The organism is Sphingorhabdus buctiana (assembly GCF_042680825.1).
GTDB classification, from domain to species: domain Bacteria; phylum Pseudomonadota; class Alphaproteobacteria; order Sphingomonadales; family Sphingomonadaceae; genus Sphingorhabdus_B; species Sphingorhabdus_B buctiana.
The window spans coordinates 38,911-60,076 of record NZ_JBHUEL010000007.1; the positions used below are offsets into that span (position 1 = coordinate 38,911).

Genomic DNA, 21,166 nt, shown 5'->3' on the forward strand with positions numbered 1-21,166 from the left:
CTGTTCACCGACATGATGTTGCCCGACATGCGCTTTCGCAGTGTTCGTCGGTCAAAATCGCCGCAAAAAGCGAGGGCGAATGGTTTTACGCTGACGGAAATGTTGGTGACGCTATTCATTCTGGGCCTCGTCACCACAATTGTTGTGATCAACGTATTGCCAAATCAGGACAAGGCTATGGTGGCCAAGGCCAAGGCCGACATTGCAACATTGGCGCAAGCCATGGAAAGCTATCGGCTCGATAACATGACCTATCCGTCTGCAGGCGAAGGCTTGCAGGCTTTGGTAACACCACCAGCGGCGGCAGGCGCTTCCGCAAGGCCTGGCTATATCAAAAAGCTTCCAAACGATCCGTGGGGCCGACCCTATCAATTTGCAAATCCCGGTCGCAATGGCACCTTTGATATCTATTCGCTCGGTGCCGATGGCGCACCTGGCGGCGAAAATGAAAATGCCGACATCTATTCCGACTGAACGCGATCGCGCAGCCAACGGCTTTACGCTGGTTGAAATGCTTGTGGTCATCTTCTTGCTTGGGCTCGCATCGGCTGCCGTGGTGTTCATGCTGCCGGGCGGTGACAGTGGAGCGCGCAATGATGCCGAGCGTTTTGCCGCTCGCATTGCAGCTGCCCGCGACGAGGCAGTCATGCAGGCACGCCCGGTCGTCATTTGGACCCGTGCTTCAGGCTATGGCTTTGAACTGCGCCAAGAGGGTCAGTGGCGTGCGCATCCCGATGCCGCATTCAAGGCCCATATTTTCGACAACGGAACCCGGATTGCGGGTGCCGCTCAAAACCGCATCCTGTTCGATGCGACTGGTCTGCCATCTGCACCTGCCGAAATCGAATTGCAGAATGCGGAAGGCCGTAGCCGTGTTGTGGTTAGCGCATCAGGGGAGGTGGCCGTTGCGCGCTAGGCCTGTTCCGAATAATGGCTTCACCTTGATCGAAGTCGTTGTTGCGCTGGCTGTTTTCAGCCTCGCAGCGCTGGCATTGATCAAGCTTTCCGCCTTTTCGCTGCGGACCGGGGGCGATGTGATCGCGCATGAATTGGCGTGGCAGGTGGCACGCAATCGGGCGGTGGAAATATTGTCAGATCCGGCAATGCCCGCGCTTGGCGAAACCAGTGGCAGCGACGAAAACGGGGGACAGCAATTCACTTGGCGCCAAGCTGCCAAACAGACCGAGGATGAACGGTTTGTACGGATCGACATTATGGTCAATGGCCTGTCCGGTGGCAATGCGGCTTTGACGATAGCGAAGCAGCGACCCTGATGCTTATACGACGTCCAGAGTTCTCCCCCGGAAACGGCTTCACGCTTGTTGAGATGCTCGTTGCGCTGTTTGTTTTTGGGCTGATTTCGGCGGCGGGGGTCACCTTGCTGCGCAGCACTGCGGATAGCCAGATACTGTTGCGAACCAAGCTGGGAGAGCGCGCGACGCTCAGCCGGCTTTCAAATTTGATCGAAGCGGATCTCGCGCAGGCTGTCGGCCGGCCCGTCCGCAAAGAAGACGGCACCGTCCGCCCCGCTTTCGAAGCAGGCGATAACAGCCTCTTTGCATTCAGCCGTATCGGTTCGGCACCGGATAGCGGGTCCATCCAGCCCTCCCTCGCCCGCATCACCTATCGGTTGGATGGTGCGAAGCTTGTACGAAGCGCAAACAGCCATGCCGATGGTGCGCGTGAAGGGGCCGAAGCCGTTTTGATCGATGGCGTAAGCCAGGCCACCATCCGATTGCGCGAACCCGATGGCGGTTGGCGGGATGATTGGGCGGCTGTCGACGCCGAAAGGCTGCCCCGTGCAATGGAACTGTTGCTGACCACGCAGGACGGCCGGAATTATCGCATGCTCTATCTGGTCGGCGCCGGCCCACAACGTCCCGAAAAAGTTGAAGGCGAGGAGGATGGCGATGCGTAGGCGCTTTGCTCCTCCCAACGGTGAAAAGGGTGCTGCGTTGCTCACCGTCCTCCTTCTCGTCGCGGTGATGGCCGTGATTTCCGCGACCGCCCTCGATCGGTTGCGCCTGTCTACGCGGTTGGCGGTAAATGGAGCGGCGATGGCACAAGCGCGAGCCTATACGCTTGCCGCTGAAGGCCTCGCTGCCGCCCGCATTGAGGATCTTTTGCAGCGCGATGCAGCGCAACTGACCAATGATGGTAGTTGGATGGATCGGGAAATTCCTGTGCCGGTTGATCGCGGGCAGGCATTTGTGCGGTTGAGCGACGGGCAGAATTGCTTCAATCTCAATAGTCTCGTTTCAGGCGAAAGGGGCGCGTTCAACGCAAGCCCCACAGGCATGCGTCAGTTTACAAAATTGATGGAATTGCTGGGGATCAACAGCAACGATGCCATCATCATTACCGAATCCACCATCGATTGGCTTGATAGCGATGGCAATGCTTTGCCGTCAGGCGCCGAGGATAGCTTTTATGCCAGCCAGACCACCCCCTATCTGCCGGCGAACCGATTGTTCATTGACCGGGGTGAATTGAAAGCGGTGCGCGGGATGACGCCGACATATTATGCGCGCCTCCGTCCATGGATCTGTGCTCTGCCCGTCGCGGAGCCGGTGAGACTCAATGCAAATACCTTGGCTCCTGACAGAGCGATATTGCTTTCCGCTTTGCTCGACGGGAAAATTTCTCCTGCGCAAGCCAAGGCTGTGCTCGCTATCAGGCCATCCGAAGGCTATGGGAGCGCAGTAAAATTCTGGGCGATACCGCAACTGGCAGCAGCGGAGGTCCCTGCAGATGTCCAAGGTCAGATCGGTGTGACGAGTAACTGGTTCTTCCTCCAAAGCCGGGTTCGGGCTGAATCCATTGAACTGGAAAGCAATGCCCTGATCCGGGCGGATGGCACATCAGCGCAGATTTTATGGCGTGCTCTGGGAGAAGCTGCGTGAACCTTCTCGCCAAGATTGTTATGTTCCCCGATCGGCCCGACATCGCTATCCAATCATGGCTGCTCACCGATGAGGGCTTTGTAAGCGAAGGCAACGCGGAAGAAATGCTGGCGCTGCCGGTGATCGCTTTGGTGCCTCCTGAAAATGTCGTTGTTCGCTGGCACCATCACGAAGCGCTTGCGCCACGACAAGCGGAGGCAGCAGCGCGCATCGATGCCGGAACCGCGTCGATCAACGCTGCAGATTTGCACATTGTCGCACGTGAAGCCGATGGCATCACTATCTCTGCGAGCATCGATGGCGAATTATTCGAAAATGGACTTCGATACTTGAAAGCCGCCGGCTTCGATCCCGACCAAGTCTGGCCAATGGGTCTTGCCTTGCCGGCCAACGAGGGCAAAGCTGTCCGTGCCGAGCTAGGTGATCTCAAAGTTATCCGTGCAGGGAACAGACTGTTTCCCGATGAGCCCGGCCTTTCCGCGATCATTGCAGATGGCATGGAGATCGGAGATATCGCTGAATCCGATCTCGCGCGCTACCTTGGCGCTGCATTGCGTGAAGCGCCGCTCGATCTTCGTTCTGGCAATTTTGCCAAGAAGAGTGCTCGCGCGGTGTTGGATCGGAGCAAGCTTAAGCTCGCCGGCATTGTCTTTGCCCTGGGTTTGCTGTTCAGCCTTTTGCTGGCGCTCGCGACGTTTCTGAAAATTGATGCAGCGATTGCCCGGGAAGATGAGAGAACGCTCGCCGCTGCACGAAAACTTGCGCCAGAGATTGCCAGCGCGGCAGAGGCACCCATGCGGCTTGAACAGATATTGGTGGCGCGTGGTGGTGGGAATCGCAGTCTTACCATCGCCGCATCCGCAATCTGGCGTTCGATGCAGCAAGCCGATGGGGCAACTTTGCGCGATATGCGGTTCGGTAAGGACAAGGTTCTGAACATTACCGTGATTGCGGCTACGATCGATCCAGTGAACGAGCTGCTGATCGACCTTCAGCAAAAAGGTTATAAGGTAACAGCCACCGCCTCCCAAGAAGCGAACGGAATGAACGCTGTCGCCATCACTGTGAGGGTGCCATGAAGCAGCAAGTCATTCAGTGGTATACTGGGCTCTCATCGCGCGAGAAGGTGCTGGTCGGCATCGCGGCAGCGCTATTTGCGCTCGTTTTCACAATTTACGGCGTCTATTTCCCGCTGACTTCCGCGATAACAGAGAAGCGCCTTGCGTATCGCGAGGCATTGGAGCGACGCGTTTCCATCGAGGCGATGGCCGACAATGCGGCGCAAAATCAGCCAAAGGCTGCGGCTATCATATTCGACACTTCATTAGAAACATTGATCAATCAAAGCGCGGCAGAGGCAGGCTTTACGCTGGAAAAAGTGGATGCTTCGGGCAGCGATCGTGCCGTCATCACCATCACGCAGGCGCGTCCCCCAGCCCTGCTAAAATGGTTGGCAGAGCTTGAGCTACAGGGCGTGATAACCGAACAGATTGATGTCAAAGCCGGAAGCGCTGGAACGGTTGGCGTCAATGCGACCTTGGTGAAGGGTGGTCGATGAACTTTCCCCGACCAACCCGGCGTTTTTGGCTTGTAAGCGCTGCTATGTTCCTTCTGGCAGCGATCGCCTTCATGCCGCTGCGTTGGATGCTGGGGGTCGCCTTGCCAGAGAAAAGTGCGATTTCCGCATCGGGAGCGGATGGTACAATTTGGTCTGGCCGGGTCTTTGATGTGACGATAGGCAACGTCCAAGCGGGGACTTTCAGCGTCGGCCTCCAACCTTTCGGCCTGCTGATAGGTCGAATAGGTTTCTGGTTTGAACAGCCCTCAACTGCTGGGATTGCAGGATTTCGAGGTTCGGTTGCTCGTGGAATTTCTGGCACGAGTGTGCAAGCGCTCGAAGGCGAGCTGCCTGTCGCAAACCTGTTGCCCGGAATTCCATCGGGAAAGCTGAAACTCGAAAACGTATCTTTTGCCTGGTCAGCAAACAAATGCAGGGAGGCAAGCGGGAATGTCCGGTTGGAACCTGACGGAGCGTTGTTTAACTCCCTAGGACTTCGGCTGAAAATGATGGGCCGCATTCGATGTCAAAACGGAATGTTGCTGGTTCCGCTCGCCAGTGAGTCCGCGATGGAAAAATTGGATCTTCGCATTGCAGGCGATGGCCAGTACCGCGCGACTGCCTATCTGCAGCAACCCGCTGCGGAGTTGACACCATTACTCTCGCTTGCCGGCTTTACACCTGTTCCCGGGGGTTTTCGTAAAGTCGGGAAGGGCCAATTCTGGTGATATTGGCCGACATTGGCCAGTTGCCCCCCCAGCCTTGGCTGGCATTGTTGGCGGTATTTTTTGGCGCAATTGTAGGTAGCTATATCGGGGTTGTTGTCCTTCGCTGGCCTTTGGGTGAAAAAACTAGCCAAGGCCGATCGAAATGCGATCATTGCGGACGGCAAATTGCTTGGTTCGATCTCGTCCCGCTCTTTTCATTCCTGCTTCTCAAAGGCCGGTGCAGAAGTTGCAATGCGAAGATTGATTGGGTGCAGGCGGCGGCGGAGTGGTCATGTGCAGTTCTTTGCGGCCTTGCCTTCTTCTTGTTTCCATTTGCCGAGGCGGTTGCATTTAGCATCCTCTGTCTCTTGCTGATTCCCTTGGCATTACTTGATGCACGCCACTTTTGGCTTCCCGATCGGTTGACCATCGCCTTGGCAATTGGCGGCTTGTTGCTCGGCAGCTTCACTTCCGATGGCACCAGCCTTCTTTCCCGCATCCTTGCGGCTTTCATGGTGTTTGCAGGGCTTGAGCTTCTCCGGCGGCTGTTTCGCGCTTGGCGCGGCATTGAAGGGATGGGTGCCGGCGATCCCAAACTTTTTGCAGCTCTCGCTTTGTGGTTTGCACCGCTGGAACTGCCTTTTCTGCTGCTGGCGTCCTCGCTTTTGGGAATTGCGTTGGCACTAGTACTGGCATTTCAAAAGCGAGCGGTGAGACAAATCCCGTTTGGAACGCTGCTCGGTATTGCGGCGATAGTGCTGCCAATTGTAAAAGCGATTTAAAGGCTAACTCGTTTGCAGTTCAGCGCTTTGATCGATGGTTCCCTGCATCGCATCGAGCAACGCATTTACAAATTGGTCGCTGCACATTTCCCAGTCAAAGCTTGCTCCAAGTTCCGCCGCGGCAGAGCGCGAAGCGTTTTGTGCCCTTGTAATGGCCCGCGAAAGCGATTCGTCGAGCGCGCCAGCCTCTGCGCCAAGCTGATCATAAATTCCGCGCGCTGATTGGCCCAGAATGTCGATTGGCCCTTGCACAGGATAGGCGGCAACGGGAGTGCCACAGGCCAGGGCTTCGATCACCACCAGCCCGAAGGTATCGGTAAGACTTGGGAAAACGAAGACATCGGCGCTGCAATAGGCCCGTGCAAGGGCCTCGCCATGTAGGGGCCCCAAGAAGATCGCCTGCGGGTGCTTTTGCTGCAATTTTTCGCGCGCTGGCCCGTCGCCGACGATCACTTTCGTGCCGGCTGTTGCCGTTTCCAAGAAGGCAGGGAGGTTTTTTTCGACGGCCACGCGGCCAACATAAAGTAGTATTGGTTTCGGCAGCATGGCTAGCTCTGGCAAGGGATCATGATTGGGATGGAAAAGTTGCCGATCAATGCCCCTAGACCATAACTGCGTTCGCTCTATGCCGTGCTGTTTCAATTCGTCCATCAAACGGTACGTGGATACCAAGACCGACTGTGAGTGTTTGTGGAACCTGCGCATTATGGGCCAAAAACGATCCGGCGAAAGCCCGGTGCGAACCGCTGCATAATCCGGAAATCGAGTATGGAATGCCGAGCTGTATGGAATGGAGTGGCTCAAGCACCAAGAGCGGGCTGCCCAACCAATTGGCCCCTCGGTGGCGATATGCACGATATCTGGCCTGAATTTTCCAAGTGCCTTTCGCACGCCGAAGCGTGGCGCAACTGCGAGGCGAATTTCGCGATAACCGGGTGTCGGCACCGTTACAAACTCGTTCGGGGTAATGAGTTCGATTTCATAGCCCCGGCGCTGCAAGATAGTAATCGTCGTAGCCAGGCTGCGGACAACGCCGTTAGTTTGCGGAAACCAGGCATCAGTGGCAATCGCAATTCTCATGCGATACTGCTTTCAGACAAATTTGCTTTGTTGCCCGCGCGTTGCTCGGCCCAATCCAAGATCTGGATCGTGCCATCAAATGCCTCCGTCAAAGCCGTGCAACTTTCAACCCAGTCACCGTCATTATAGTAAGTGACGTCCCCAATCCGGCGGATTTCGGCGCAATGGATATGGCCGCAAACCACACCATCAACCCCGCGTTCGGCTGCTTCGCGCGCTACGGCATCCTCAAATGCACAAACATATTGAACTGCATTTTTTACGCGCCGTTTAAGGTAGGATGAGAGCGACCAGTAAGGCAGGTTTAGCCTCTTGCGAACGAAGTTAATCCAGACGTTCGCGCGAAGCAGTAAATTATAAGCTTGGTCACCCAAAAAGGCGAGCCAACGGGCGTAGAGCACGACACCGTCGAAAGCGTCTCCATGGGTTATCAGGAGTAATCGACCATCAGCAGTTTCATGAATTGCCTCGCGTGCCAGAGTTATTCCGCCAAAGCTGAAACCGGCATAGTCGCGAAGCATCTCGTCATGGTTGCCGACGACAAAAATCACGCGTGTACCTTTATGCGCTATCTTTAGTATTCGTCGCACGACTTCATTGTGGCTGTCTGGCCAATACCAGCCCTTCTTGAGCCGCCATCCGTCGATGATATCACCGACCAGATAAAGCGTTTCGCATTCAACCGAATGGAGAAAATCCAGAAGTAGATCGGCGTTGCAACCTTTAGTGCCCAAATGAATATCCGAAATCCAGATCGTCCGGAACTTTGCTTTGGGTCGGAAACTTTTTGGTTCGGGATGGAAAATCCATTCCGGAGGCGACATTTGCGGTGTGTCTATTGCGACCGGCTGATATCCGATGCTTTCGCGCATGTTCGGCGCCCTCCGTTTATCGGTAATGCGCCTCCATTATCTTCGTTGTTTTACATTACCGCATGAAACGCATTACCAGTTCGAGTCAGTAGCGTTGCAGTTTGATTGCAGCGAACAGGTCGATCAGGGGATCTCGAAAACATATCCAATCGGACGGACAGTGCGGATGACCTCGGGCGCTCCCACCTTTTTAAAGGCGCGGCGCAAGCGTCCAATCCATACATCGACTGTGCGGCTCTCGATATCATCTGCCGGCTTTCCCAGCGATTGTATTAGATCTTCGCGTGAGAAGACGCGGTCTGGGCTCTGCGCAAAGTGCAACAGCAGTTGGAATTCGTTAGGCGCGAGCTCCACGCGCTTGCCTTGGTACCTGACGCGGTGGGCTATCGGTTCGACTATAATATCACCGAGTTCGATCTTTTCCTTGGGAGTGAGGCTGGGCGGATTGAAATCCTGAATCCGCCGCAACACCTCTTCAGCAGAAAGTTGCCCGACGATATAGTCATCGGCGCCAGCATGAAGTGCGCGCAGAATCAACTCTTTGTCTGCACTGTCGAAGACAATCGTTATCCGCGATTTTTCGGTGGCCGGGTTGGTGCGCAACCGCCGACACATTTCCAACCCTGAAACTTCAGGCAGGAGGAAATCGACGAAACACCAGATTCTGCCATCTGCATTCAACGGGGGAATGGTTGAACCTATCGCCAACAGGGCAACGTCGGGACGTTGGCGCTGAAGTTCGACGAATAGGTTCGAATCTTGTGTAGTAAACAACACGGTTGAAGATCCGGTCATGTAATTCACCCCCCGTGGCATCTTTACCTTTGAGTGCAACCTTCAAATGACAGAATCGTGACTCACCGCATCCCCATGAATTTAATGAACAATCAAGGCGCGCTTATTGCAGCACGCTTATCGGCACTATTGAAATTGATGCCTAGTTCCTGGGCAAGCAACGGCGCAATCGAACGCATATCCATTTCGCCCATGTCATGGCCCTGCTTCACGCCCTTACCCATCATAAGGAATGCCGATCGCATCTGGCCTCCAGCCTGGAAATAGCCATGTGTTCCTTTGCTCGCCGACTTTGCCACCAAAGGTGCATCCTTGCCTTTGAAGCCGCCGCCATAAGCGCCGAACTCAAAATTCACATAGAAGCTCGCTTTGGGGTTGCCGCCCATTGCACCAATCGCTTTGCGATCTGCTATCGTTGCGATGCGGTTGGCCGGATCCGATTTAAGCTTATCGAGCAGTCCTGCGACGCGATCGACAAGCGCGGCGTCTTGCGGATCGGACAGCATGATCGCACTCGAACCACCAGAATTCCATGGGGCCGCCAGCCAGCTGGCAATCTTTCCATCGGGGCCGATGGTGATTAGACCCGCATCGATGAACGCGCGGTAAAGGTTGATCTCGGTCGTGGTGGCGGCAAACCCATGGTCCGACGCAATCGCAATCACCGAGTCCGGGTGCGCCTGCATCTGGGCCGCGACCAATCGCCCGACGATGACGTCGATGCGCTCCAAAATTTTGCGCGCATCGGGCGTGTCCGGGCCCTTCTCATGCTGTTCATGGTCAAGCGCGGTGAAATAGGCCGTCATGAAATCCGGTTTTTCCGCAAGAATCAGCGCTTCGGCAAAGCGTGCCCGGTTCTCGTCGCCAGCTATGCTCTCATCGATGCCCTGCGCATATGGTATGCCTATGGATCGCTCCAGCCGATCGATCAGGCCCGGCGTCGCCAGCGCCTTCATCAGCTTGATGTCGTCCTCATGTCCGGTGCGCCAGATTTGCGGTAGGTTATACTGGATTGAGTTCAGGCCGACCGTGACCGGCCAGTGTATATTTGCAGTCTTGAGGCCAGCTTTTGCGGCTGCATCCCAAAGTGTCGGAACTTTGTAGTCGCTGGCGTACCAATACCAGCCCGATTGGTTGATTTGCAGCGGATCGAAGCCGGTATTGCCAATGATGCCGTGCTCGGCGGGACTGGCGCCTGTCACCAAAGTGGCATGGCTGGGATAGGTGATAGAAGGCAATACTCCAACGACGCCGCTGGCGTAGCTGCCCTCTTTCACAAAACGTTTGAGATTGGGGATGTCGATGCCCCGCTTGTCGGCTTCGATCACATCGGCGGGCTGGAGCCCGTCTATAGAGATCAAAAGCACCGGTTCGGCTTGGCTAGCGGTTGGAACGAGCGCTGCCAGCGTGGCGATCAAGCGGGGCATCGCGCGCATCAGAAACCGACCTTTGCCGTTACGAAGAACTGCTGCGGAGCGCCTGCGAGCAGGGTCTGGTTATCGCCACTGTTACCAAAGCCGTTCGAGCCAATCGTAGAAACATAACGCTTGTCGAAAAGGTTGGTGGCATTGAGTTGGACCTCGACTGGCTTGCGCATGCCAAGATCAAAGCGATAGCCGAGCGTGGCATCGACAATCACCCGACTGCCCACCGATTGGTCGTTGGTGTAGGTGAAGTAACGCTTGCTCATATAATTTGCGCCGATACGGCCGAACAGGCTGTCGCTGTCATAAGCGATCTCACCTTTCAGCAGATGCTTCGGCGTGTCGACCACAGACTTGCCCTTGATCGGGATGGTCACAGGAACCACGCCCGGAACGATGACATCGTCACGATAGGTCGCATCGTTATAGCTGTACGATGCAAACAAGGTGAGCCCCCCGCCTAGGCGCACATCGCCCGCAGCTTCGAAACCAAGCGAGCGAACCGAGCCGACATTCTGAAGGATCGAAGGGTTGCCAACAATTCCCGGGCCTGTCGGAATGCCGAGGAGGCGATTGCGGAAGTTGACATAATATACACCCAGCACGCCATTGAAGGTGGAGTTATTGAAGCGCGCACCAAGCTCATAGGTATCAGATTCCTCCGGCTTCAGGCCGCGAGCCCGCAGCGCGTTGAATCCCGCCTGCGTAGTCGAAAACGGTCCGCTCGTGGCTGAAGAGACGAATGCACGGGTCGCCTGCGTAAAGCCGCCGAAAACCTCTGCATTGCCGCTCAGCTTGTAAGCGACACCGGCATGCGGCTGGAACCAGTCGCGCGATTTGATCTTACCGGCAGCGAGCGAACCTTGGACGCGCGGATCAGCCTCATTGTTAACCTGAAAGCCCTTCCAACCGAGGTTGATCGTCAGATCGCCCATGCTGATTTTGTCCTGCACATGATATTGCAGCGTGTCTGTGTTGAAATCGAACAGCCATTGGGTGAAAAACGGGTTGCGCATGAATTTCTGGTGATCGCGGCCCGGGTTGGTAAGGCTCTCATAAGCATAGAAGCGGCGGGCTTGGGTGAAGTCGTTATGTTCGTACCAGCCGCCAACACTGATCGTGTGATCGCCGACCTCGGCTTCCAGCGAGCCGAATACACCGCCGCGCTGGATGTCATATTCTGTTGTGCGCACCGACATGGGTACGCCGGTCGGACTTGCCACATAAGGTGTGCCCCACGTTCCCTGGCCAGTATTATCGTGGTAATAAGCCTTGATCTTGAAGGTCACGCCTTCGCCCAGCGGTGCGGTCAGGCCATAGGCCGCAAGCGTATCCTTTCGCAGACCCGATGCATCATAATAGCTATCGTCGAGATTGTTGATTGGGGCCACGAAAATGCCCTGTGCGGCGCGGATGGCGGTCGCATAATCGGGGGAGTAGTTATCGTGATCATAACCCAGGCGGCTGATCATCTCGAGCGAAAGATCCTGATAGTCCTGCTCGGCGCGATCCGAATAGCTGAAATAGGCATCGAATTCGGCCTCGCCCACCGGGATGATCGCCTTGGCATTGATCATCCAGTTGCGCTGGTCGCCGCCACCCTTCCACTTTTCTGCATTATGATAGGTGCCCGAAATGAAACCGCGAATGCCGTCGCTTTCGCCAAAATTCACCCGTGCAAATGCGCGAACGGTGTTCTCGGAACCATAGGTGAGATTAGCATCTGCGCCAAAGCCGTCTACGGGGTCGAGTGAGAAAAACTCCAGCGTGCCGCCCAGATTGTTGGTCGATTGGGTGCCAATCGAACCGGCGCCTTGTGACACGCGGGTAACGCCGATATTTTCGGGCGCAATCGCACGTCCGATATGCAGGCCATTATTGTTACCATATGTAGAGTCGCCGAGCGGTATGCCGTCCAGGGTGTAACCAAGCTGGTTCTGGTTGAATCCACGGATTGTGACGCGGCTGGACCATTCATAAGTGCCAAACGGATCTGCCGACTGGAAATTGACGCTGGGCAGCTTTTCGATTGCTTTCAAAGGGCTGGTTCCAGGCGCGAGGATGGTGACATCCTCGGTCTTCAGTTCCTGAACTTGGCGGGTCTGGCCTTGGCCAAAGACGACAATCTCGTTTTCCGCAGTCGATTCGTCTGCAGTCGGAATCGCATCCTGGGCAAAGGCGGGCGCTGAAAACAGCGCAGAAGTGGTCAGTAGGAAGAGAGTGGCGGTACGCATGGTTTTCCCTCGCAGTTATTGTTGCGAGGGGGGCACTAGGCGCGTGCTGTTTCGAATTTGCGAGGGAACCGTGACAGTTCAGCTATGGGTTCAAGAAAGAAAAATGACAGTGGGCCACCCTGGACTATTTCCTTGAGGCCAGCTTGGCCTCGATCCCCCGCCACAACGACGCAAATGCAACAGAAGCGGGGCAGTTGGAACGAAACGCACCAAGGGGTGCGCGGCGGACGGCCACCTGCTCCACCAAGCTCGACATAGGGATCACGGGCCAGTCAGGTTGTGCATCGCACGCTTCGCGGTGCAAGCTTCGCCGCCGGTCGATCATTGAAAAAACCGGTAGGATCGCCGCGTCGGACTTGACCATTTTCGATAGCTCGAATCGCACAAGATCAAGCGATCGACGAGCCAAGGGCGAGGGCGACAAGGGTACGATTATAAGGTCGGCTGCCCGCATGATCTGGCGCGCGACCTCGTTCATGACCGGTGGGCAATCGAGAATGATTATGGGATATGCAGCCTTCAACTCTTGCGCAATTTTTGCCAGTCGCCGTTTCTTTCCCAATTGCCGCAAATAGGAATCGAGTTCGACCATGCTGCCGTCGGATGGCAGCAAGTCCAAACCTTCTATTTCGGTGGCAGTGATCAGGGATTTTGCCGGCCGGTCTTTTGAGAAGATCGAAAGTGCCGGTTTCCAATGCTCTTCGTCCTCGCCCAGCAGGTAGGATGCGCCGCGTTGCGGATCGAGTTCCCATAGCAATGTCGGCTTTCGCGAGATCTGCGCCGAACACCAGCCTAGATTGGTCGCGATGGTCGATTTGCCGACGCCGCCTTTGGGGCTGAAAATGGCGATTACTGCCATTTCGGATCACCGCTTCTGGCTACCTGTTGCATGTCATCAAAGCGCCACAAAATCGCAATCTTTCTGCAATCGCTGAGTCCTCAACCCTTCACGCACCTACTCTAACGGCTCCTAGGATTTTCAATCTTCTAGGGGCAAAAACATGAACACCAAAGCGGTTTCCTTTTCGTTACGATGCGCACTTTTCTGCAGCACCGCGTTGATCGCAAACTCCGCGTTTGCTCAGGTCGAAACAGCCCCCGGCACAGAAGATGCTGGCGACACAATCGTGGTCACAGCCAGTCGTCCCATCGCCGAGTCCGAAGCTGCGGCGTTAGCGGTTCAGAAAAATTCCGACTCGCTGGTAACAGTGGCTGCATCCGATGCGGTCGGACGTCTTCCTGACCAGAATATTGCGCAAGCTGCTGGGCGACTCCCCGGCCTTGCCGTCGAACGCGATCAGGGGCAGGCGCGCTATTTGTCGCTTCGCGGTGCGCCCAACTATTGGACGACGCTTTCATTCGACGGCATCAATGTCGTCAGCCCGGAAGGCCGCGATGCCCGTTTTGATAGCATCCCTTCTGCCTTAGCTTCGCAAATTGTGGTGTCCAAGGCAGTGACGCCCGACATGCCCGGCGAAACCATCTCGGGCAATGTAAACATCATCACCCGCTCGCCGCTCGACTATGATGGCTTCCGCATCTCCGGCAAGTTGGGTGGCGGCAAGGTCGAACTGGGCAGCCGCGAAGAATATGAAGGTTCATTGACGCTATCCAACGTATTCGACACTAATATTGGTGAGATCGGCGTACTGCTCTCGGGCAGCTATTATGAGCGCAACATGATCACCGACAATTTCGAGATCGATTGGGAACAGGTCTCGCAGGATCGCCGCCCTGGCTATGAAAGCCGTTTCTGGGCGCGCGAGACGGAAAACAAGCTCTATCGTCTTACGCGCAAGAACTGGTCGGTTTCGGGCCGCTTCGATTTCCGACCCGATGCTGACAACACCATTTCGCTGCGCTCGCTCTACACCATCTTCACCGACGACGAAGCGCGCGACAATTACATCTTTGACATGGATGATCGCCAGAGCGACCTTGTCGCGAACACGGCGGCTTGCTCGTCACCCGTCACGACAACCCCGACCAACACAGCCTATGCAGATGCGTGCAACAACAATCCGTTCCTAGGAACAGTCTATGGCGTAGACATCAACCAGCGTTCGACGCTGCGCGCATTCCGCCAGTCGGTGTTCACCAACACCATCGAAGGCAAGCATCGTTTCGGTGACGATTGGAGCTTCAAATGGCTCGCCAACTATACGCTATCGAAGGATGACCGTTCGGTCGTCGGCGAAGCCCGTTGGGATAGCCCGTCGACACGTACGCTTCGCCCGACTGTGGCTTATGATTTCACCAATGCGAATCTGGCCCGTGTGCAACTGTTCACCACCACCCAGCTTTCCAGCCCGACGCGTTACACCGCCGGAACCCCGGTGACGGCAATCGACAGCTTCACCAAGCCGCTGTCATCGCTGCGCCGGTTGATCGCGGTCGATCCGACCAAAGCTTATACTTACAAGGGTGAACTTTCGCGCGACCTGAATCTGTTTGGCGGCGAAGGCAAGGTTCGCATCGGTCTGCAATATGACCAGCGCACCAAGATCAACAATGAGAGCGAAATCCTGCTGAACACCGCAGCACAATTTGCGGCAGTTGGTATCAGCACGACCTATCCCGCCTTCTCGCTTGATCGTCCTTTCCGTGGGGAAATCCCGATGGGTTATACCTTCCGTTATTTCAGCCAGGATGCGATGCGCACCGCGACTGACAAGGCAACGGAGCTTTTCGCTGCAACCCCGGTAACCGGCAACCATTACAATGTCCGTGAGGAAATCCTTGCAGGCTATGTGATGGCGAATAGCAAGTTCGACTGGGGCAGCTTTGTCGGTGGTGTCCGTGTTGAGAAAGTTACCAACAAAGGCCGCTCGCTTGCCAGCATTCCGGGGGTGACTGGCCAGGTGGAGACTGAAAGCAGCAGCACTTTGGCCTTCCCCAGCCTGCATGTGAATTTCGACGTGACCGACGAACAGAAACTGCGCGTCGGTTTCACGAGCGGGGCAGCACGGGCCGATTATGACCAGATGCGCCCCAATGTCGTCGTCGATGATGCGAACCAGCGTATTTCGGGCGGCAACCCTGCCGTAAAGCCCGAGCGCGCTTATGGCATCGACGCCTATTATGAATATTACGCGCAGCCGCAGGGCTATTTCATGCTGGGCGCATTCTATAAGCGGGTCGAAGATGTGCTTTACACCTCGCGTCGTACCTTCGGCTCGGACACACTGAACTTCGGCGGCGTTGATCGCTCTGGCTATGCGTTCAGCGGCATCACCAATGGCGGTAAAGGCCGCATCTTTGGTGTCGAAGCAGCCGTGCAGGCACAACTCGAACCTTATACCGAACAACTCGGCCTACCTGATTGGATGGGCGGTTTTGGTATCACCGCCAATGCCACCTGGAACGACAGCAAAGTCACCAAGCCGGCGATACTCGACAATGCTGGTCTGACTTTGGTTCCGTCACGCCGTGTGCCGCTTCCGGGCACTTCAGAGGTCGTCTTCAATGTCGGAGGCTATTATGAAAAATATGGCTTATCGTTGCGCCTGCAATATCAGAAGCGCACAACTTGGGCCGATGGCTTTGCCGATAACCTTGCTGATGCGGGTGATACCTATTGGGTGGGCGATGACGAACTCGATTTTTCCGCTCGCTATGAAGTTTTCAAGGGCTTCGAAGTCTATTTCGATGCATCGAACCTGCTCGACAATCCGGGCCGTCGCTACTCTGATCCGTCCAATCTGTTGAATGCGCTAGGCGTCCCTGCCGATCGTAATGGAAACTATACGATCGAGTGGGAGCGTTTTGGCCGCCGCTTCACCGGCGGTATCCGGTTCAATTTCTGAACATGTGTAAGTTGCCCATCCTGATCGTCCTAGTCGCATCCGCCATGGCAGCGGCGCAGGACGGTCCGGAAATCCCCGTCGAGCAATTGATGGCCAAAGCTTTGCCCGCCAAATCGGTGCAGGCAAATGCTGAAACAACGCCAGTTGGAACCGTGGATGACGCCGCAGATGATCCGGCGATCTGGCGGCATCCCACCGATCCGTCGAAGAGCCTCGTGGTCGGCACCGATAAGCGGGCGGGCATCCATGTGTATAACATGCGCGGCAAGGCAATAAGCTTCACACCCTCACCTCGCCTCAATAATGTCGATCTGCGCAGCAATGTGACGGTGGGCGGCAAGCCGTCGGTGCTTGTAGTGGCGAGCGACCGGCAGGATGAGGCCAATGCCGCAGCTGCGCTTTTCGTGCTCGATACCGATGCAGGCAAGCTGTTGCCGCTGGCGACCGTTCCCGTCGGTCAAGGCGAAGCCTATGGCATGTGCCTGTGGCAGCGCAAAAGTGACGGACAGATCTACGCTTTTTTGGTGCTCAAGGATGGCCGCATCGATCAGGTCGAGATCAACCTTACCGGTGAAATTCCTAGCGGCAAGGTGGTGCGTAGCATGAAATTGGGTACTCAGTCGGAAGGCTGTGTGGTCGATGACCGAACCGGCCTGCTCTATGTCGCCGAAGAGGATGTTGGGCTTTGGCGCTTCGACGCTCGGCCAGACGCATCCACCAAGCCAAAGGCATTGGGGAAGGCAGACGGAAGGCGCCTCGTGGCGGATGCCGAGGGTTTGGCTATTGCTCCCTCCGGAAGGAACGGCGGATACCTGATCGCCTCAAGCCAAGGCGACTATGCCTATACGCTATACCGATTAAGGGACGGGCGTTATCTCGGTCGTTTCCGCATCACTGATGGTGTCGTCGATGGCGTGCAGGAAACGGATGGGCTTGAGCTCGCTTTGGGTAATTTCGGCCCTGATTTTCCAGGCGGGCTGCTTGTCGTGCAGGATGGCGACAACAATCCCGAAACCCAGAATTTCAAATATGTTGCCTGGGCCGATGTGCTGAAGGCTTTATTCTGATCTGGATGTCGGTGCCGAAAAAGCCTCGTTGAGATGCTTTAGGCGCCTTCGCACGGTCGTTGAATCAAGGTGCCGCAGCTCTGGCGTGTACTCCAACGAGATACCATTTGCCGATTTATGAAGGGTGACGCCTTCAAGCCCGATACCTGTGCCCCCATCAAGGCGTTGCGCCAAGCGGACAGCGAGGCCCCATAGCGTCGCTCTATCCAGTTGTTCGTTAGGCGCGAGCAGCGACAAGAGCGGCGGTCTTGCCTTCTTGCCACCATATGCGGCGTACAAAGCTGAGGCCATGATCGCGCGATCTGCTGCCGTCACGCCTGGCCAATTTCCCTCCAGCGCCAATTCGGCCGCATGTTCGGCACGATATTCGGGATGGCTATTCCAGACGCTGTCGGCGAGCAGGCATACAGTATCGCGCAGCCGTTGTAGGGGAGCCGGATCATCTTCAAAAATCGGTGCAATCCAGTTTGCAATACCATCACCATGATAGGCAAAACGTGACAGGCGGGCACCTTCGTGCCGGGCAGCAGCAAGCAATGGATCCTCCAAACGCGCGTCACCGGATAGCCGGTCGAACAGCAACCCTTCGCGAAGCCCGTAAACGCTGACAATCACTTCCGACGGACGGAAAAGACGGATCAGCGCTTCCATAGTCGCAAATGCTGCAGGCATGAACGGCACTCTTGCTCCGGAAACCACACCTGATTGTTCCATGGCAGACCGGTCGCTCACAATCGCAGACAATCCCGCGGCCGCATCGGGCGGCATCGTGTAGTTGGACAGGATAGTAAGTGGATAATCGGTCACATGCATGTGCAGCTGGGCCAATGTGCGCCAAGCGCCGCCCACAAGGTGCAGCGGCAAACCCCTTTCGATCCGGAAATCAGCACTATCCTCCAGCTGTTCTTCGATATCACGCGCCAGCGATTTGGCGTTGCAGTCGCCGTCATTGGTTAGCGGTATCGTCCCGTAGGGCATTGAGACCATCTGACGTGGCTCGCCGGCTTCAATCTTGGCAAGCTCAAGGCTGCCACCGCCCTGATCCGCGACATAACCAGTTGCCCAAGGCATATCGCATACCACGCCAAGCGCGGAAGCACGCGCCTCCTCTTCGCCGCTGATAAGGTCGATCGGCACACCGGCTTTTGCAGCGCGCAACAGGAACTCGCCTCCATTTCTCGCGCGCCGCGTCGCTTCAGTAGCGACAACGCGAAGTTCACCGACCTTCATTGCCTCCGTCAGGGTCTTGAATCGCACCAGCGCAGCCAATGCCTGCTCCAGAATCTCTGCACTGATTCCGCCGGTTTTCGAAACGCTGTCGCCAAGCGAGATTCGCGCCTTTTCATTGTAGATCGGCATCGGCGCACGCGGCGGGCCTCCATAGACGACCAGCCGGATCGCATTTGATCCGATGTCGATGACAGCGCGGGGGGATTGGATCATTTAACGCGAATAGGCTTACTGTCGGACGAGGTCCAGCTTTGGCACGTCGTTCCGTTCAGCCAGCATGCCGCCGCGTCCGGAAAGCGAGGGGTTGGTCATGAAATATTGATGCAGATTGAAGCGCCTGCCTTTTGGTTTGATGCGTTCATACTCTCCAGTCGGCAAAAGCTTCCAGCTTTGCTCATTGTCGATAAGATTCGCGACCATCACCTGGTCCAGCACCTGATCGTGCACCGTCGGATTTTCGATAGGCAGCATATATTCCACCCGCCGATCGAAGTTGCGGCTCATCCAGTCGCCCGACGATATGAACACGCGCGCGCCGGGATGCGGCATTTCCTGGCCGTTGCCAAATGCCCAAATGCGGCTGTGCTCAAGAAAACGCCCAACGATCGATTTTACCCGAATTCGGGATGACATCCCTTGTACCCCCGGGCGTAGACAGCAAATTCCCCGAACGACCAAATCGATTTCGACGCCTTGCTCGCTTGCTTCATAGAGCTTGTCGATGATTTGCTGATCTACGAGCGAATTCAGTTTTGCCCACAGCGATGCGGGCTTTCCCTCTTTTGCCAATCCGATTTCGGCCTCGATCAGTTCGATGATTTTCTCGCGCATGCCGAGCGGACTCATCGATAACATTTCGAGGTTGTGCGGCTCGACATAGCCGGTGACGAAGTTGAATATCTGACCCGCATCACGCCCAAGTCGCGGATCGGCCGTGAAGAAGCTTAAGTCAGTATAGATGCGAGCCGTGATGGGATGGTAATTGCCAGTGCCGAAGTGGCAGTATGTCTTGATGCCGCCATTTTCCCTGCGAACGACCATCGAAATCTTTGCATGGGTTTTCATGTCGACAAAGCCGTAGATCACCTGAACTCCGGAGTTTTCGAGTTGTGAAGCCCACATCAAATTCTGCTCTTCATCAAACCGGGCCTTCAACTCGACCACAGCCGTAACGGACTTTCCGGCCTCCGCGGCATCGCAAAGCGCCCTGATCACCGCTGACTGCTTGCCCGCACGGTAAAGGGTTTGCTTGATGGCGATGACGTCCGGGTCGGCCGCCGCCTGCTGAAGGAAAGCGAGGACAACGTCGAAACTCTCATAGGGATGGTGGACGACGATGTCCTTTTGCCGGATGGCGGCAAAACAATCGCCATCTTGCTCGAGGATACGCTCCGGAAAGCGGGGGGAATATGGTTTGAACTTGAGTGCCTTCCGGTCCTCTTCAACCAATTGTGCCAGATCCCCGATACCCAGAAAGCCGATCGTCTCAGTCACGATTGACTCTTCGCCGCCCAACGCGCGGCGGATAAGCTTTTGAATCCGCGAAGGGAGACCGCGCTGCATTTTCAAGCGGATAACGCGGCCACGCCGCCGCCGCTTGATCGCGCTGCGGAAATAGCGAACCAGATCCTCCGCCTCCTCTTCGACCTCGATATCGCTGTCGCGAATGATCCGGAATGCCCCTGCCGCCAACAGCTTGTGTTCGGGAAACAGCAAACCGACATAGGATTTGATCAGTTCTTCGATCGGCACAAACCGGCGTCGCGCCCCCGGCACACGGATGAAACGCGGCAGTGCGGAAGGAATCATGATTAGTTGGCGAACCAATTCCTTGTCATGCAGCCGCCGCATTTCAAAGATCAGGCTCAAGCCCTGGTTTGGTATAAATGGGAATGGATGTGCAGGGTCGAGCGCTTGCGGCGTCAGCACCGGCAGGATTTGCTCTCGGAAATGCAATTCGACCGCGGCTTCGGCCTTGCGGCCAATCTCGCCTGGATCGATGACCGAGATACCTTCCTTGGCAAGTTGCTTGCGCAGCTGCTGCCAGAGTTTCTGCTGGTCGGCCATTAGCGAGTCAGCTTCCACGGCAATCGCTGTCAATTGTTCGCCAGGTGTCATTCCGTCGAGCGAAAGCTCTTCGATTCCTCTGATTTGCTGGCCACGCAGGCCGGCTACACGGACCATGAAGAATTCGTCGAGATTGCTTCCCGAAATAGAGAGGAACCGGAGGCGCTCAAGCAATGGATGGCTTCGGTTAGCCGCTTCCTCGAGCACGCGGCGGTTGAATTTCAACCAGCTGATCTCGCGGTTGAAATATCTAAAGTCCGTAAAACCGGGCTCGTTCGTCCTCCCGTGAATAACCTTCAAAGCACCCTCCTGTTTGCAGGATACCAATGCTTCCATAATGTTACGAGAAAGCGACAAGCGGGTCGCGTATTTCTAATAGCTGCACTCCGGGACGTGCTAAATTATCCCGTGCTTGCCTGAATGAGAATGCGCAAGTTCTCGGAGGGAGAAATCGCAAACAAGTTATCGAAAAATATGGTGCCGCTTACGTGACTCGAACACGTGACCCCATCATTACGAATAATGCACAAACCAAGCAAAACTGTGCTTTTATCACATAGTTGTATAGTTTGTTGTATAGTATAAATTAGAAAAATACCATATTTTCAATATGTTGGTCGTGTTTACCCGATCATATTTTA

The 21,166-nt window shown here is 55.8% G+C and carries 19 protein-coding genes; 11 read left to right on the plus strand and 8 right to left on the minus strand.

Annotation, left to right across the window (positions count from 1 at the left end; all coding sequences use genetic code 11):
- The first annotated feature begins 27 nt into the window (after positions 1-27).
- The 9 genes from gspG to ACFSAG_RS07350 are packed head-to-tail and all read left to right on the plus strand — an operon-like array spanning position 28 to position 5,950.
- Positions 28-474, plus strand: a complete 447-nt coding sequence (gspG, locus tag ACFSAG_RS07310; RefSeq protein WP_465270196.1) for a type II secretion system major pseudopilin GspG — start codon at positions 28-30, stop codon at positions 472-474.
- Positions 446-916, plus strand: coding sequence for a GspH/FimT family pseudopilin (locus ACFSAG_RS07315; RefSeq protein ID WP_381512967.1), 471 nt, complete (start codon positions 446-448; stop codon positions 914-916). The genes gspG and ACFSAG_RS07315 overlap by 29 nt, the downstream gene beginning before the upstream one ends.
- Positions 906-1,274: a type II secretion system minor pseudopilin GspI gene (gene gspI / locus ACFSAG_RS07320; RefSeq protein WP_381512970.1), complete on the plus strand. Its 369-nt coding sequence runs from the start codon at positions 906-908 to the stop codon at positions 1,272-1,274. The genes ACFSAG_RS07315 and gspI overlap by 11 nt, the downstream gene beginning before the upstream one ends.
- Positions 1,274-1,918, plus strand: a complete 645-nt coding sequence (gene gspJ, locus ACFSAG_RS07325) for a type II secretion system minor pseudopilin GspJ (protein WP_381512973.1) — start codon at positions 1,274-1,276, stop codon at positions 1,916-1,918. Before gspI ends, gspJ begins: the two co-directional genes overlap by 1 nt.
- Positions 1,911-2,903, plus strand: coding sequence for a type II secretion system minor pseudopilin GspK (gspK, locus tag ACFSAG_RS07330; protein ID WP_381512976.1), 993 nt, complete (start codon positions 1,911-1,913; stop codon positions 2,901-2,903). Before gspJ ends, gspK begins: the two co-directional genes overlap by 8 nt.
- Entirely contained in the window at positions 2,900-3,982 is a 1,083-nt protein-coding gene (locus ACFSAG_RS07335) for a hypothetical protein (RefSeq protein WP_381512979.1), read from the plus strand. Before gspK ends, ACFSAG_RS07335 begins: the two co-directional genes overlap by 4 nt.
- A complete protein-coding gene (gene gspM, locus ACFSAG_RS07340) occupies positions 3,979-4,461 on the plus strand; it encodes a type II secretion system protein GspM (protein WP_381512982.1) in 483 nt (160 codons plus the stop codon). The genes ACFSAG_RS07335 and gspM overlap by 4 nt, the downstream gene beginning before the upstream one ends.
- Before the next feature lie 44 nt (positions 4,462-4,505).
- The gene (gene gspN / locus ACFSAG_RS07345) at positions 4,506-5,189 is read left to right on the plus strand and encodes a type II secretion system protein N (protein ID WP_381512985.1); all 684 of its coding nucleotides are present in this window, start codon (positions 4,506-4,508) and stop codon (positions 5,187-5,189) included.
- Complete coding sequence (locus ACFSAG_RS07350) at positions 5,186-5,950, plus strand: prepilin peptidase (protein WP_381512988.1); 765 nt, start codon at positions 5,186-5,188, stop codon at positions 5,948-5,950. The genes gspN and ACFSAG_RS07350 overlap by 4 nt, the downstream gene beginning before the upstream one ends.
- A 3-nt stretch (positions 5,951-5,953) precedes the next feature.
- On the opposite strand, the gene ACFSAG_RS07355 is transcribed toward ACFSAG_RS07350, so the two are convergent.
- The 6 genes from ACFSAG_RS07355 to ACFSAG_RS07380 form a co-directional block, all read right to left on the minus strand.
- Complete coding sequence (locus tag ACFSAG_RS07355) at positions 5,954-7,030, minus strand: glycosyltransferase family 4 protein (RefSeq protein WP_381512991.1); 1,077 nt, start codon at positions 7,028-7,030, stop codon at positions 5,954-5,956.
- Positions 7,027-7,854 carry a UDP-2,3-diacylglucosamine diphosphatase gene (locus ACFSAG_RS07360; RefSeq protein WP_381513323.1) on the minus strand — a complete coding sequence of 276 codons (828 nt, stop codon included), beginning with the start codon at positions 7,852-7,854 and terminating at the stop codon, positions 7,027-7,029. Before ACFSAG_RS07360 ends, ACFSAG_RS07355 begins: the two co-directional genes overlap by 4 nt.
- A 171-nt stretch (positions 7,855-8,025) precedes the next feature.
- Entirely contained in the window at positions 8,026-8,697 is a 672-nt protein-coding gene (locus ACFSAG_RS07365) for a response regulator transcription factor (protein ID WP_381512993.1), read from the minus strand.
- A 92-nt stretch (positions 8,698-8,789) separates the two neighbouring features.
- A complete protein-coding gene (locus ACFSAG_RS07370; RefSeq protein WP_381512996.1) occupies positions 8,790-10,133 on the minus strand; it encodes an alkaline phosphatase family protein in 1,344 nt (447 codons plus the stop codon).
- Complete coding sequence (locus ACFSAG_RS07375) at positions 10,133-12,355, minus strand: TonB-dependent receptor (RefSeq protein WP_381512998.1); 2,223 nt, start codon at positions 12,353-12,355, stop codon at positions 10,133-10,135. The genes ACFSAG_RS07370 and ACFSAG_RS07375 overlap by 1 nt, the downstream gene beginning before the upstream one ends.
- Positions 12,356-12,479: 124 nt before the next feature.
- Positions 12,480-13,214: a ParA family protein gene (locus ACFSAG_RS07380; protein WP_381513001.1), complete on the minus strand. Its 735-nt coding sequence runs from the start codon at positions 13,212-13,214 to the stop codon at positions 12,480-12,482.
- 142 nt (positions 13,215-13,356) lie between these two features.
- Between ACFSAG_RS07380 and ACFSAG_RS07385 the strand changes: the two genes are divergently transcribed.
- A complete protein-coding gene (locus tag ACFSAG_RS07385) occupies positions 13,357-16,161 on the plus strand; it encodes a TonB-dependent receptor (protein ID WP_381513004.1) in 2,805 nt (934 codons plus the stop codon).
- A 2-nt stretch (positions 16,162-16,163) separates the two neighbouring features.
- A complete protein-coding gene (locus ACFSAG_RS07390; protein ID WP_381513006.1) occupies positions 16,164-17,228 on the plus strand; it encodes a phytase in 1,065 nt (354 codons plus the stop codon).
- Here the strand turns inward: ACFSAG_RS07390 and ACFSAG_RS07395 are convergent.
- Together ACFSAG_RS07395 and ACFSAG_RS07400 are read right to left on the minus strand one after the other, a co-directional pair.
- Entirely contained in the window at positions 17,220-18,671 is a 1,452-nt protein-coding gene (locus tag ACFSAG_RS07395; protein ID WP_381513009.1) for a Ppx/GppA phosphatase family protein, read from the minus strand. The two genes, ACFSAG_RS07390 and ACFSAG_RS07395, sit on opposite strands and share 9 nt — an antisense overlap.
- Before the next feature lie 15 nt (positions 18,672-18,686).
- On the minus strand, positions 18,687-20,816 hold the full coding sequence (locus tag ACFSAG_RS07400) for an RNA degradosome polyphosphate kinase (protein ID WP_381513326.1): 2,130 nt from the start codon (positions 20,814-20,816) through the stop codon (positions 18,687-18,689).
- Positions 20,817-21,166: the final 350 nt, after the last annotated feature.